This is a genomic window from Bacillus sp. UNC322MFChir4.1 (assembly GCF_000746135.1).
Taxonomy (GTDB): Bacteria; Bacillota; Bacilli; order Bacillales; family Bacillaceae_G; genus Bacillus_A.
This window is the reverse complement of the sequence record NZ_JQKQ01000024.1, coordinates 16363-29833: the sequence shown is the minus strand read 5'-3', so window position 1 is coordinate 29833 and position 13471 is coordinate 16363. Positions and strand designations below refer to the sequence as shown.

At 35.6% G+C, this 13471-nt stretch carries 10 protein-coding genes and 1 pseudogene; 7 read left to right on the top strand and 4 right to left on the bottom strand.

What is annotated here, in order from left to right; translation table 11 throughout:
* Positions 1-25 precede the first annotated feature (25 nt).
* The gene (locus BR72_RS10840) at positions 26-805 is read left to right on the top strand and encodes a DUF2935 domain-containing protein (protein ID WP_035432901.1); all 780 of its coding nucleotides are present in this window, start codon (positions 26-28) and stop codon (positions 803-805) included.
* A gap of 17 nt (positions 806-822) precedes the next feature.
* On the opposite strand, the pseudogene ku reads toward BR72_RS10840, so the two are convergent.
* Positions 823-1637 (bottom strand): annotated as a pseudogene (ku, locus tag BR72_RS10835) (non-homologous end joining protein Ku).
* A 366-nt stretch (positions 1638-2003) separates the two neighbouring features.
* Between ku and BR72_RS10830 the strand changes: the two are divergent.
* Positions 2004-2282 carry a YkvA family protein gene (locus BR72_RS10830; RefSeq protein WP_035432899.1) on the top strand — a complete coding sequence of 93 codons (279 nt, stop codon included), beginning with the start codon at positions 2004-2006 and terminating at the stop codon, positions 2280-2282.
* 11 nt (positions 2283-2293) lie between these two features.
* A complete protein-coding gene (locus BR72_RS10825) occupies positions 2294-2914 on the top strand; it encodes a DedA family protein (RefSeq protein WP_035432897.1) in 621 nt (206 codons plus the stop codon).
* Between the two features lie 91 nt (positions 2915-3005).
* Here the strand turns inward: BR72_RS10825 and BR72_RS10820 are convergent, their stop codons facing one another.
* The gene (locus BR72_RS10820; RefSeq protein ID WP_035432895.1) at positions 3006-3860 is read right to left on the bottom strand and encodes an AraC family transcriptional regulator; all 855 of its coding nucleotides are present in this window, start codon (positions 3858-3860) and stop codon (positions 3006-3008) included.
* Positions 3861-4073: 213 nt separating this feature from the next.
* Between BR72_RS10820 and ebgA the strand changes: the two genes are divergently transcribed.
* Complete coding sequence (ebgA, locus tag BR72_RS10815) at positions 4074-7130, top strand: beta-galactosidase subunit alpha (RefSeq protein ID WP_231559708.1); 3057 nt, start codon at positions 4074-4076, stop codon at positions 7128-7130.
* Between the two features lie 211 nt (positions 7131-7341).
* The gene (locus tag BR72_RS10810; RefSeq protein WP_035432893.1) at positions 7342-7620 is read left to right on the top strand and encodes a MazG nucleotide pyrophosphohydrolase domain-containing protein; all 279 of its coding nucleotides are present in this window, start codon (positions 7342-7344) and stop codon (positions 7618-7620) included.
* 434 nt (positions 7621-8054) lie between these two features.
* Here BR72_RS10810 and BR72_RS10805 read toward each other — a convergent pair whose 3' ends face one another.
* Positions 8055-8264, bottom strand: coding sequence for a hypothetical protein (locus BR72_RS10805; protein WP_035432891.1), 210 nt, complete (start codon positions 8262-8264; stop codon positions 8055-8057).
* A gap of 454 nt (positions 8265-8718) precedes the next feature.
* Here BR72_RS10805 and BR72_RS10800 point away from each other — a divergent pair, with 454 nt between their 5' ends.
* Together BR72_RS10800 and BR72_RS10795 are read left to right on the top strand one after the other, a co-directional pair.
* Entirely contained in the window at positions 8719-11193 is a 2475-nt protein-coding gene (locus BR72_RS10800) for a LamG-like jellyroll fold domain-containing protein (protein ID WP_035432889.1), read from the top strand.
* A gap of 115 nt (positions 11194-11308) precedes the next feature.
* Complete coding sequence (locus BR72_RS10795) at positions 11309-11509, top strand: hypothetical protein (protein WP_020061018.1); 201 nt, start codon at positions 11309-11311, stop codon at positions 11507-11509.
* Positions 11510-11549: 40 nt separating this feature from the next.
* On the opposite strand, the gene BR72_RS10790 is transcribed toward BR72_RS10795, so the two are convergent.
* Positions 11550-12953 carry an amino acid permease gene (locus BR72_RS10790; RefSeq protein WP_035432886.1) on the bottom strand — a complete coding sequence of 468 codons (1404 nt, stop codon included), beginning with the start codon at positions 12951-12953 and terminating at the stop codon, positions 11550-11552.
* Between the last annotated feature and the right edge of the window lie 518 nt (positions 12954-13471).

The following is a 13471-nucleotide window of genomic DNA, read 5'->3' as shown; positions in this document are numbered from 1 at the left end:
TAATTATTGCGAGGAGGAGAATATGATGGATCGAGCTTATGAAGAAAATGCATTATTCGAGCATCGGTTTTGGTTAAGGATTTTGGAAGATCATGCTCATTTTATAACGGATGCTTTACCTCCTAAAGAAAAAGAAGAAATCGAGCGAGCGATGTATTTTATACAAAAGTTTGATGAATTGAAAAAGAAAATTGGAACTACTGACTTAATTGCACTTGCAAAAGAGGCAAATGAAGCGGCAAATGAAATAAGAAAGTTTAAATTGCATATTTTACATAAACAATTAGAAGGGAAAATTTCTGTTCATTTAACACCGACATTTTTTAATCACATGGTTAATGAAGTCGAAGAATACATAACGATACTGAAATATTTAATGGAAGGGAAAGTACCTCCTCTTTTTCACGAATTACACCATCATCTTCTTTGGTTAATAGATGCAGCCGGTCATGCAGAAGCCATGTCTACCGGATTAGATTCTGTCGAAAAACGTTTAAAAGAAAAAAGTGAAGAATATGAAAAGCATTTTGAACAACTTTATTTAAAAGCTGTTGAAATGGCCGGTTATTTACGGACAGAATTAGTATCTTTCTCTGCTTTAAAGAAGTTCACAAAAGATGTTTCGCTGGAAATTACTTTATTTTCGCGTTTTCTTCAGGAACTAGAAGAGTTAGAGTTATCGGGACAAATGCTAAGCACGCTTTCGGGGAGAATGCCAGATCATATGGCAAGGGAAGAGTGCTATTATCTATTAAAACTGGCGCAGTCTTCGGGGATAGAGATTCCAAATTGTAAACCTTTTTAGGGAAATGAAAGGCCGATTTATTTGGCCTTTCGTTTTTGTGGTTTTGTTTTTTGTTTTATTTGTTCAATACTGGCGTTTAGTGTTTCCATAATGTCTACAATGTTTTTGGAAGGGAAAATTGTTTCTGTTTTTTCATCATGTTCTATTTTTTCTTCAATGAGATCAAGAAGAGCTTCTCGATATTCGTCTGTATATTCTTTGGGTGTAAACGGAGTGGTAAGATGATGAATCAGGTTCATTGCTGCAACAAGTTCTTGTTTTTGGATGGGGATTTCTTCGTACTTCGGTAGATTTGGAATGTTTTCAACTTCGCGGATTTCATCCGAATAGTAGATGGTTTGTAACAGTAGACCTTGACCAAAATTGCGGACAATTGCTAAATGCTGCTTTTTACGAAGAGAAATATGTACAAGACCTAACTTATTCGTTCGTTCAAGGGCCTCTTTTAATAATAAATATGCTTTTTCTGACCCAGAAGTAGGACCAACAAAGTAGGAACGATCGAAAAAAATAGGATCTATTTCGTCACTTTGAATAAAGGAAAGAAAGTGTATTGCTCGCAATGCATGGGTTCGTTTTAAGTTCTCTAATTCTTTCTCATCTAAAATAATGTATTTATGAGGTTCGTATTCGTAAGCTTTCACAATATCAGTTTCCTCTACTTCTTCATCTAAACAAAACAATTGGGAGCGACTTTTTTATATTTAATAGGAGTAAGACAATCTTTATGAAGATGTAATAACTTAATATCTTTTTCTTCTACTGCACTGTACAATTTAATCCCAATTTTGAGTAATCCAAATGAGAGAGAACCTTTCCAAATTGTATACATAAGAACATCCTCCTTTACACAAGATCACTGATAAAGAACATGAATATGTTTAGTATGCTAGCAATGAGGGATTTCTATACAGAGACTTATTGTCATGAGTTGTCAGGACTATTAGCTAATGCATAAAACGTTGACTTTTTGGATGAAATCTTTTACCATAGCGGTATAAAACATGTATATAAAGGGGAGTAGCTCTAGCAGCAAAGTCGTCATTACAGGGAGAAACCCTCGGCTTTGTTGGCAACAATCTTGTTGTTAGTGAGACCTTTACCAATCATGGTAAGGGCCCCTTATTGTCTTTTTAGGACCTTTACCATTTCGGTAAAGGTCCTTTTTGTATGCGGAGAACGAGAGAGGAGAAGGACTATGAGAAAGTTGTGGAAAAGAGTACGTCTAATCTTTCAAGTGCGTAAATTCATTCCGTTTTTAGGTGAATTCTTTCTATCGAAGGATGTTGAATTGAAGAAAAAAGTGCTTTCTATCTTATTTTTATGTGGATATGTTTTGTTTCCGTTTGACATCATTCCAGACTTTTTATTGTTTTTTGGTGTGCTAGATGATGTGGCGGTAATTCTATTTATTTTGCAGCGCATTGTGAAGATGGCGCCTGTTCATTTACAGGATAAATACGGATTAATAGAATAGGAGAAAGATAGATGGAACAACTGATTTTAGATTTTATTCATTACTTAAAACAGTTTTCTTATTTTGGTGTTGTGTTAGCTTTAACGTTTGAATTTGTCCCAGCCGAAGTTGTATTGCCGATCGTTGGCTATTGGGTATATGAAGGTGATATGAATTTTTGGATTGCGGTTTTAGCGGGAACAATTGGAGGAACGACAGGACCGTTAACATTATATGCCCTAGGATATTACGGAGGCCGCCCGCTATTAATGAAATATGGAAAGTATTTCTTTATTAAAGAAGAACAAATTCAAAAAGCAGATCATTTCTTTGCGAAATATGGACCGGTGGTGGCATTTACAGGGAGATTTGTTCCAGGTGTACGTACACTTATTTCGATTCCGTGCGGCATGGCAAAAATGAATATTTGGCAGTTTATCACCTATACATTTGTTGCGATGTTCCCATTAACGGCGCTTTATGTTTATGTTGGAATGAAACTTGGCCCGCATTGGCACAAGGCTGGTGCGATGGTGGAGCAGTATATGCTGCCAATGTTAGGCGTTATCGCTGTTTTCTTAATTGGGGTCGTTTTGTACAAGCTGATTAAGAAGAAAAGTCGAAGAGAGTGCCGAAAGGAAAATTGCCTTTAACATATAAAAAGTGTTTGCTTGAAGTAAGTAACTAAATACGGAAAAAGAATCAGCTATTTATAGTAGAGTACTGATTCTTTTTCTCTCTAACCTATTTTTCATATATACTTTGTTTCCTATTTTTTTGAAATTGTAATCTAAATTTATTTGGGGACATTTTTTTGTATTTGGAAAATGATTTTGAAAAGTGAGATAGGCTATTGAATCCTACTAAGAAAGCAATATCTTCAATTGAATAGCTCGTTTTTCTCAGTAGTTCAGTTGCTTTGTTTAATCGATAGTGAATTAAATATTGCTGAGGACTCATCGTAACAAATTCTTTAAATAATTTAAATAAGTATGTACGTTCAATTTTAATCGTTTCTGCAATCGTACTAACCGTTAACGTGTTTTTATTATATTGATTGTGAATGATATCAAGTGCAAGTGAAACGAGTTTTTCTTTTTCATTTGTTTTATATCGACTATTTTCTTCGTTTTGTACGATTAATGTACTCAAAATATGATACAAATCTCCGATTGCAGCATAAAGATGATTAGCATGGCAATGATTAAACACATCGGAAAATAATTGATCCATTTCTTTCATATTTTCATAGTGAAAAATATAGTTATCATTTAGAAAGCCACATTTATTTAATAGTTCTTCCGATTTACTTCCTCTGAAGCCTATCCAACGATAACTCCATGGATTACCTGCTAGTGGATAATAGTTATTATCTGTATATGGTGGAATGACAAAACCTTCGCCGGCTTTTAAGTGGTGCACGTCTCCGTTGATAAAAAATAAACCTTCTCCTGAAACGATGTAATGCATAAGATAGTAGTCAATTTGCTCATATTGGTAAGGTTCCCTAGGGATGACATCTTCATAGCCGCATTCATATATATATAGTTCGTTACTTGGTGCTTTATCTATTTGAAATGTTCCAATTGATCCGAACATGGAAAATCCTCCATTCAACATAACTACAAATTCCGGCAACAAATTATTATAGTGTTAAAACATCACTTATTATACCATGAAAGCGGAAACAAAATATTTTGTTATTAAATAATTATTGGTTGCTTAATCTTAACTTTCTTCGTAATTGCATTCTTTATTTCTACGTTTTGCATGGATTTGTTATAAACGATATGAAAAAAAGGGAGATTTAAAATGATGAGAAATTTAAAAAGATGGGAAAATTACCAAATTGATCATATGAATAGAATGGAATCGAGAGCTCATTATAACAGTTATCCAAATTATGAATCTGCTTTCAAAAATGATGTGAATCATAGTCATTTTCATATGAGTTTAAATGGGACATGGGATTTTCTTTTCTTGGAGGCACCTGAATATAGCCCTGAAGATTTCTATCAAACGAATGCAGATCTTTCAAACTGGGACTCTATCATTGTACCAAGCAATTGGCAAATGCAAGGTTATGGAAAAATGCATTACTCTGATTTATGGTATAGCTTCCCAATTATCCCGCCTTATGTGCCAACAGAGAATCCAACCGGGATCTATCGTAAAACATTTACATTACAATCTATTTCGGAAAATCATCAAATGATAGTGCGCTTTCAAGGTGTAGATTCAGCATTTGAAGTATATTTAAATGATACATTTGTAGGATACAGTAAAGGGGCTAGAATTCAAAGTGAATTTGACATTTCTAAACATTGTAAGCTAGGAGAAAATATTTTAACAGTTCGAGTGTTTCAATGGTCAGATGGTACATACCTTGAAGATCAAGATATGTGGTGGTTAAGTGGCATTTTTAGAGATGTTGATATTTATGAACGTCCTGTGCAAGGTTTATACGATTATACGATCAAAACCTTTTTAGATGATAAGTGGGAGCATGCAACTTTATTTGTAAACCCTGTATTTGAAAGCTTCGATAACCAAGTAATCAAGTATCAGCTATATGATCAAGATGGAGCTCTGCTTTTTGAAAAAGAAATACTAGGTAATGAGTCACTTATGGAAGAAGTAAGGAATCCTTTAAAATGGTCCGCTGAAGCGCCTCATTTATATCAGTTAATTATGACTGTTAAAAAGGATCATGAAACGATTGAAGTTATGAATCAATCAGTTGGATTTAGACAAATTGAAGTTGCCGGGAAACAATTTTTAGTAAATGGTGTTGCTATTAAATTGAAGGGTGTTAATCGGCATGATTACAATCCGAAAAATGGTCGTGTTGTAAAGAGAGAAAGCATTGAAGAAGATATTATATTAATGAAGAAACATAATATTAATGCGATTCGAACTGCTCACTATCCAAATTCGCCGTATTTCTATGAGCTATGTAATCAATACGGTATGTATGTAATTGATGAAACGGACCTAGAATGTCATGGGTTTGAATTAACCGGGAATTATAATTGGATTTCTGATAATCCAGAATGGAAACTAGCTTATGTTTCAAGGTTGAAGAGAATGATGAATCGTGATAAAAATCATCCATGTATCATTATGTGGTCTTTAGGAAATGAATCAGCATTCGGAACTAATTTTAGAGCAATGGCTGCCTATGCGAAACAAGCTGATCCTACTAGATTAGTACATTATGAAGGGGATTTTGAGGTAGAAGTTTCTGATGTGTACTCAACGATGTATACGTGGCTTGAGCATGATAAGAAATTAACAATGGATCAAGTGATCAACTCTACCCAAAAACCGCACATTTTATGCGAATATGCACATGCAATGGGGAATGGACCTGGAAATCTAAAAGAATATCAGGAATTATTTTATCGTCATGATCATCTCCAAGGCGGCTTTATATGGGAATGGTTTGATCATGGGATTGAAACGAAAACAGCAGAAGGAGAAGTTTACTATCGATATGGAGGAGATTTCGGTGACGAGCCAAATAACGGTAATTTCTGTATTGATGGGTTATTACAACCAGACCGTACACCTTCAACGAGCTTAATAGAATTGAAAAAAGTAATCGAACCAATTGAAACAAGTGTAGTTGATATGCAAGCGGGGATATTCCAGTTAACGAATCGATTAGATTTCAATTCAACAAAAGATTATCAGCTTATTTGTTCCTTTTATGAAGATGATCTTTTAATTGAAGAAAGAGAAGTGGAATTGCCAGTTATATCTGCAAGAGCGTCTGAAAGAATTGTTATGAAATATCCAACTATCTCACATAGAATTCCTGGTGCTATGTATACAATTCATTTCTCTTATCGATTAAGCAATGATACAAATTGGGCGGAAAAAGGTTTCGAAGTAACACATAGTGCATTTATTTGGCATAAGGAGCCAAAAGCTAGAGAAAAAGGAATTTCGAACGGGTCTATGTTAGAGGTAACAAACAATAATCACATCGTAACTGTAACAGGGAAAGATTTTGTCGTTACATTTGATGATGTATTTGGTACGTTATTAAGCGTGAAATATGGCAGTGATAAAGTGTTGGAAAAAGGTCCTAAAGTGAATTTTTGGAGAGCACCAATTGATAATGATATGTATCTATTAAATGATTATAAAGAAAAGTATTTTATGCATTTGTGGCATGAAATGGTACAAGAAGTGTCTTACGAATTAGAAGATAACGTATTTATTTGGGAAGTAACGACATTTAACGGTACAACAAATAGTTCTTGGTACTATGAAGTGACATATCGTTATGAATTGAATGGTGATGGAAAACTTAGCTGTAGCATTTTTGGAATCGCATCAGGTCAGAAAGAGAACGCTCCTGCCATGTTACCAAGAATTGGTGTGAATATGCATGTAAACAAAGAGTATAACAATGTGTCATGGCGCGGATTAGGGCCGAATGAAAATTATCCAGACTCAAGACATTCTTGTTATCACGGCGTATTTCATCAAGACGTTGCTAACCTTTTTGTTAACTATGTGAAGCCACAAGAAAATGGAAACCATATGGAATGCGATTGGATTGGGTTAAGTAATCGTAGTTTAGGAATTCTTTATCAGGCGAAAGATACAGTAAACTTTAGTGCCTCCTATTATGAAGATACAGATCTAGAACATGCAAAACATACGATTGATTTAAGAGAAAGAGATTATATTGTATTAAATATTGATTATTTACAAAATGGACTAGGAAGTAATTCTTGTGGACAAAGTCAATTGGATAAATACCGTTGTAAATTTGAAGATTTCCGTTTGGATTTTTCGATAAAACCATGTGATTTGTCTAAGAAAACGATTGTTGAATATGGTAGGGAAGTGTAAAAAAGATAAATAGTATTTAGCAACGAATGAGGATTGAACTCTGTAATCTACAGGGATCAGTCCTCATTCCTTATTCGTCTTATCTTAATGCGTTTATGACTGTAATACTCGATATAATATCTTTCTTCTTTGCATAATAAATGGTTTGAAAAGAGTCGTTGCGAATATAAAGAAGATAAAATAAATCTATAAAAAGAGAAGGGGAATATAAGTGAAGCTTTCTGAATTTCAGCAGTATGTATCAAATTTCAGTAAAGAAAAAGGATTTGCTGATACAACGATTGAGAAGCGTACCATGTATTTAATGGCCGAACTAGGAGAACTAACAGAGGCGATATTAAAGCGAAATGATGATAATGTAAAAAGAGAAATAGGGTTAGAAATGTTTGATGTAATTTGGAATGTATGTGACCTAGCAAATAAATTAGGAATCAATTTAGAGGAAGCGTTTCGGGAAAAAATGGAAATCAATCGAGGTAGAGAGTGGTAAGGTTATATGGTGTGGTTGGTATGTGACTAATAGGAGAGAATAGAGAAGTTTAAAGAAAAAAGAACTTGGAATACACCAAGTTCTTTTTTATGCTACATCGCAAATATTAGAGTAATTGTAGGTGTTCATTTTGTTAATTTTTGTATGTATAATGAATACGGAAGGGGGAATGGCATGAAAAGATTATTAAATCTACTAACGATTGTAGCATTGTTAACATTGTCAGCTTCTTTTCCGTTAGCGAGCATTCTTTGCAATATATCGGCGCTTTTCACGATATATCGGCGCAAATGCATCATTTATCGGCGACTTTTACAATATATCGGCGCTTCGACACGATATAAAGACCCTTCGACTATATTCGACATGCGAGTAGTCGATTCGCTGAGCTGAATCATACTAAAAAGTCCACTTTTGAAGTCAGCTCCTTCTTTTCATCTGTTTATAACCTCAATAAAAGATGTATTCCCATTGTTCCTAATTGTAGAATGGAATTTCTGATTTTCTAACGTCTCAGCAACTTGTTCTAATTTTTGTATATCATCGTGATGAATGAGTAAACTGTCTGATCCACTTTCTTCAATATGGATATGTTCAATATTCCCAACGGCTTTTTGTATGGATTGTAAAAAATCAGGTTTCATCAATAAGGCCTCCTGTATTTGCAGTTATTCGTTCTTATTATTTCCTTGTTTATGAAAAATTAGGCCGGTTTTTAAACGACTCTTAGTAATTTTGTTTTTTGAGATGGCATGTTGTATATCATTATAAGTACTTAACTATTGTAGATTGAAATCGGCAAGTAAACATTGAGATAACTAAGAAGGCCGCTGAAGTTGATTTTCTTATTTTAGCGGTTGTTACTTTGTTTTGGTTCACCAAAAGAGATAGATGTACACTCCACTCCGAGTGAAAGCTTTCTATGGGAGAGAGCGGGGGCTCACTTTCCTCGCTGTTCCGTGTATTAAAATGATTCATTTTCAAAAAAAATCCTATGTTTTACAATTTTTTAACATTTTTTACCTTTACTTTATACTAGTTTAATAACGTTTCGCTAAAATATTCTTGTATTTTACAATATATGCGAGGAGGATTTTTGTGATTAAAAGGATGTTGTGTAAAGTGAAGGGTCTTATTGGTTTTTTAGCAGTTCTCTTTTTAGTATTTACATCTTTCTCTTGGACTAGCTTCGCGGAAACAAAAGAAGAAAAAACAGAGAAAGAATCGTCAGAGAAGAAGCTTGTTTTTCCAGTGTTAAGTGATGTGCACATTAAAAATAGTGGAACAGATGATACGTTTCGTTTTCAAAGAGCGCTGGAGCAATTGAACGCAGTAGCTCCAAGACAAGATGCCTTTGTAGTTGTTGGTGATTTTACAGACAGTGGTTCAACGCAGCAGTATGATCGTTTCTTTCAAACTTATAAGCAATATGGAAACCAAAATGCAACTGCTATGTATGCTCTAGGTAACCATGATTATTGGAACGGATTAATTGCACAAGATGCACAGAAGCGTTTTCTTAAGAAAACAGGAATGGAATCTATCTATTATCACAAAGTGGTAAAAGACTATCATTTTCTTGTGATGAGCCCGGAAAATGGAGTGACACATGGATATTATTCAGATACACAAATTAATTGGTTGAAACAGGAGTTAGTAAAGGCGAAGCAAGCGGATCCAAATAAGCCAATCTTTGTCTTTTTACATCAGCAAATTAAAGGAACGGTGTACGGGAGTCATGAATGGGGGACAAATGATAGTGCCAAAATTAATGAAGTCTTAAAAGAGTATCCACAAGCTGTAACGTTTTCTGGTCATTCTCATTATCCGCTTGATGATCCAAGGTCAATTCATCAAAAAGACTTTACGTCTGTTGGGACATCATCAGTTAGTTATATGGAAATAGAAAAGGGAAAAGTACAGGGAAATATGCCGCCGGGAGCTGAAACATTAAGCCAAGGCTTATTGGTAGAAGTAGACGATCAAAAAGTGACGATTCATCGCCGTGATTTTCATACGAACTCTTGGACAGGTGAGCCGTGGGTAGTTGAACTTCCAGCAAAGAAAGAATCTTTCAAGTATATAGAAGATCGTGATAAGGAAAAGCCGGCATTTTCACAAAATGCAAAGCTGAAACTTTCGAATATAACAGAGACATCGGTGACAGCGACATTTCCGCAAGCTGTAGATAATTTACTCGTTCACTCATACCGTTTGCAAGCAAAAGAGAAAGCAACAGGAAAGGTGAAAAATCAGCTTTTAGCCTTCTCCGAGTTCTACCGGGATCCGGTGCCTAAAGAGTTGACATTTACATTAGGTGGACTAGATATTAATACGGAATATAACGTAGAAGTAACAGCATTAGATTCATTTGGAAATGAAAGTGGTGCTCCTTTACGCGAAGAATTTGAAACGAATACAGAAGTAATTGATCCGAATGCGAAAGTACCGAAAGCAGATGTATTCGATGTAAACTTTTTAGATGGTACTTTTAAAGATTATTCATCGTTTGGTGCAAATGGAAGTGTAAAAGGAAATGTAGCAATTGAGTATGAGCAACCTTTAAAGAAACACGTAATGAAATTAAGTGGACAGAATAATACATATGGATATATTCCATTTTCAAATGAGCAAAAAGAAAAGGTAAAGGATTCCTTTACACTAGAAGCAGCGTTTTCTATGAATCAAATTCGCAATCAAGCAATTATGGAAAATACCGAAAGCGGTGGAATTGGATTTGAATCAACAGGTTCTGGTTATGTAGAATTATGGGCACATATTGGTGGCAGTTATAAACATATTGGTGTACAGCTAGAAGCTAATAAAACATACCATCTAACAGGAACATATAATGGAAGTGAACTTGCAGTATATGTAGATGGAAAAAAAGTAAATAGTCAGCGAGTAACGGGGAAAGTGTATCATCCGAATGTACCATTTGCGATTGGAGCAGATCCAACAAGTAATGGTAATGGTAATGTTCCATTAAATGGAACAGTTGCACTTGCAAGACTATATAGTAAGGCACTAACGCCTTCTGAAGTGAAAGCGGCTTATAATGAGTTTAATAATCGGATAAAAATAGAAGAGATCCATAACTTATATGAAGAAATGAATAAGGTAAAAGAAACATTGGCAGGTACTTATGAATTTGGAGAGAAACCCGGTCAATATTCACAAAAAGCATTTGTTGCATTACAAAAAGCGTATAACGGTGCAAAAGAAACGTTGGAAAGAATGATGGTAACAAAAGAAGAAACCGTTACAATGTATCAATCGTTACAAACGACCCATCAAACCTTTTTACATTCTAAAGTGGCAGAAGAAAAGCCACAAACGGCGAAAGAAAAACTCCAAGTAACGATTAATGGAGCAAAAGATTTCTTAACGAAGATACAAGTAGGAACAGAGGTAGGTCAATACAAGCATGAACCAGTAAAAGCGTTAGAGCAAAAAATACAAGTAGCCGAAGCAGTTGTACGTGATCAAAATATGACGGATCAACGTGCAGATAGTATAGAGCGCACATTAAAGGATGCTACTTTTCTTGTTGAGAGTAGTATAAACAAATAGGGCGGGGAAGAGACTTGTCATGGACAAGTCTCTTTTGCGTGAGGATCATTCGGGACTTGAGGAAGTAGAATATATGTTAAAATAGAATAGAGATTGTTTAGAAGGAGCGGATGATGTGTCGAATCGAAAGATAAAACAAATTCTTGAGTATGTATGGGTTGGTATCGTGCTCCTAGTCGGATATAAATTTTTAGGAGATAAAAGCCTATGGATGCTTTTTTTAATAACCTTTGTATTAGGGGGACTAGGAGCATTATTTATTAACTTTTTCTTTGATAGTATGGAATCTTGGAAAAAGAAGAAAGAACAGAAATGATAAAAAAAGCAAGCCCGCTGTTTTTAGCGAGCTTGCTTTTTTAAGCTTCTTTTTTCTCATCGTTCGTTTTGGAAAGGAGTAAATGACTGTTTCGCTTTGAGTAGAAAAAGTAGACACATAAACCGATTGTTAGCCATATTCCAAAGCCAATCCATGTTTCTTTTGAAAGGTTGAACATTAAGTATAGACAACAGCAAATTGCAATGATTGGTAAAATAGGGACAAATGGAACGCGGAATGCTCGCGGTAAGTCTGGGTGTGTTTTTCGTAGAATTAATACCGCAAAGCAAACGAATGTGAATGCTGTTAATGTACCGATACTTACAAGGTTTGCAAGTATGTGTAAATCTAATAAACCAGCAAGTGCTGTAGCGCCAATCCCCATGATCCATGTGTTTACTAAAGGCACTTTGGATTTTTGATTGACGCGAGATAACGCTTTTGGCAGTAATCCATCGCGACTCATTGCATAGGAGACGCGTACTTGTCCATACATAACGACAAGAATAACAGTTGTCATCCCTGCCATTGCTCCTACAGCTAGTAAGCTAGCGATTGTATCTTCACCAACAAACCGTAATGCATAAGCAACTGGATCTGATACGTCTAGCTTTGTGAAAGGAACCATCCCTGTTAATACGAAAGAAACAGCTATGTACAATACGGTACAAATAAGAAGAGAACCGATAATTCCAATTGGCAGGTCGCGCTGCGGTTTCTTTGTTTCTTCAGCAGCAGTTGCAATCGCATCAAAGCCTAAAAAGGCAAAAAATACAGTTGCGGCTCCAGCAATAATGCCGTCGTAACCAAATGGTAGAAACGGTGTCCAGTTTTCTGGTTTTACATATTTAGTGCCAGCGGCGATGAAGGCAATAATGACAGCTAGTTTAATTAATACCATAATATTATTTATACGGGCGCTTTCGCGAATCCCTCTACTTAAGAGTAGTGCAATAAAAAGAATAATAATGACAGCTGGTAAATCAACGAGACCTCCTTTTCCGATACCAGGGGCAGAGGCGATGATGGCCGGAAGTTTAATTCCAAATCCAAGCAGTAGTGATTGTAAATAACCAGACCAACCAGCGGCAACGGCAGCAACCGCGAGTAAATATTCAAGCATTAAACACCAGCCGACGATAAAGGCGACAATTTCTCCAACTGTCATATAAGCATATGTATAAACGCTTCCCGAAATCGGAATAGAAGAGGAAAACTCAGCATAGCAAAACGCAACGCATGCACAAGTAAAGGCGGCAATGAGAAATGATAGAATAATGGCAGGACCAGCGTGTTTTGCAGCAACAATACCGGTTAAAACGAAAATGCCTGTCCCTATTACAGCTCCAATGCCTAAAAAGGTTAAATCAAGGGCGCTTAATGTTCGGTTGAGCTGACGTGGTGATTCGGTCGTAAGGGGTTTCTTTCGTAAAAGTGTTTTCAAATTCAAATCTCCTCTCTGTAAAATGGTGGTCTTACTCCCGCTCAAACGGGATCGATACAACTGCGAGGCTTCGTAGCACCTGAAAGAATAAAATAGAGAGTCGAGATTGTATGATATATAGATACAATGGGGAATGGTACAGTTGTAATTTCACTTGTGAATTTATCATATTTCAGAATATTTTGTCAATAGGAAGTGTAACAAATAATGTAAATCAATTATCGTCTGTTGCTTGCGATATATCGGCGATTCGACATGATTTAAAGTGAAACTTCCATCAGTAACGCTTTTCTCACTGATGGTTAGTTGAACCAATCGGGCTTTTACGGGCAGTTTTCTTCCCTGTATTTCTTCAGCCTTTACTGCCCGTTAATGCGGGATAAAGATTATTCAACGATGTTCGATATACCGAGCGTACTAGAAGAAGCTGACCCGAGAGGTCAGCTTCATTTCTTACTTTTGAATTTAACGTAATTCCGAAAGAAGTCACCATCTTCAAGGGCGTGACGGGCATGAAG

Bases quoted from the DNA above. Each gene is read 5' to 3' on its own strand.
- BR72_RS10840 (WP_035432901.1), top strand. From the start codon at position 26: ATGGATCGAGCTTATGAAGAAAATGCATTATTCGAGCATCGGTTTTGG.
- BR72_RS10830 (WP_035432899.1), top strand. From the start codon at position 2,004: ATGAGAAAGTTGTGGAAAAGAGTACGTCTAATCTTTCAAGTGCGTAAA.
- BR72_RS10825 (WP_035432897.1), top strand. From the start codon at position 2,294: ATGGAACAACTGATTTTAGATTTTATTCATTACTTAAAACAGTTTTCT.
- BR72_RS10820 (WP_035432895.1), bottom strand. From the start codon at position 3,860: ATGTTCGGATCAATTGGAACATTTCAAATAGATAAAGCACCAAGTAAC.
- ebgA (WP_231559708.1), top strand. From the start codon at position 4,074: ATGATGAGAAATTTAAAAAGATGGGAAAATTACCAAATTGATCATATG.
- BR72_RS10805 (WP_035432891.1), bottom strand. From the start codon at position 8,264: ATGAAACCTGATTTTTTACAATCCATACAAAAAGCCGTTGGGAATATT.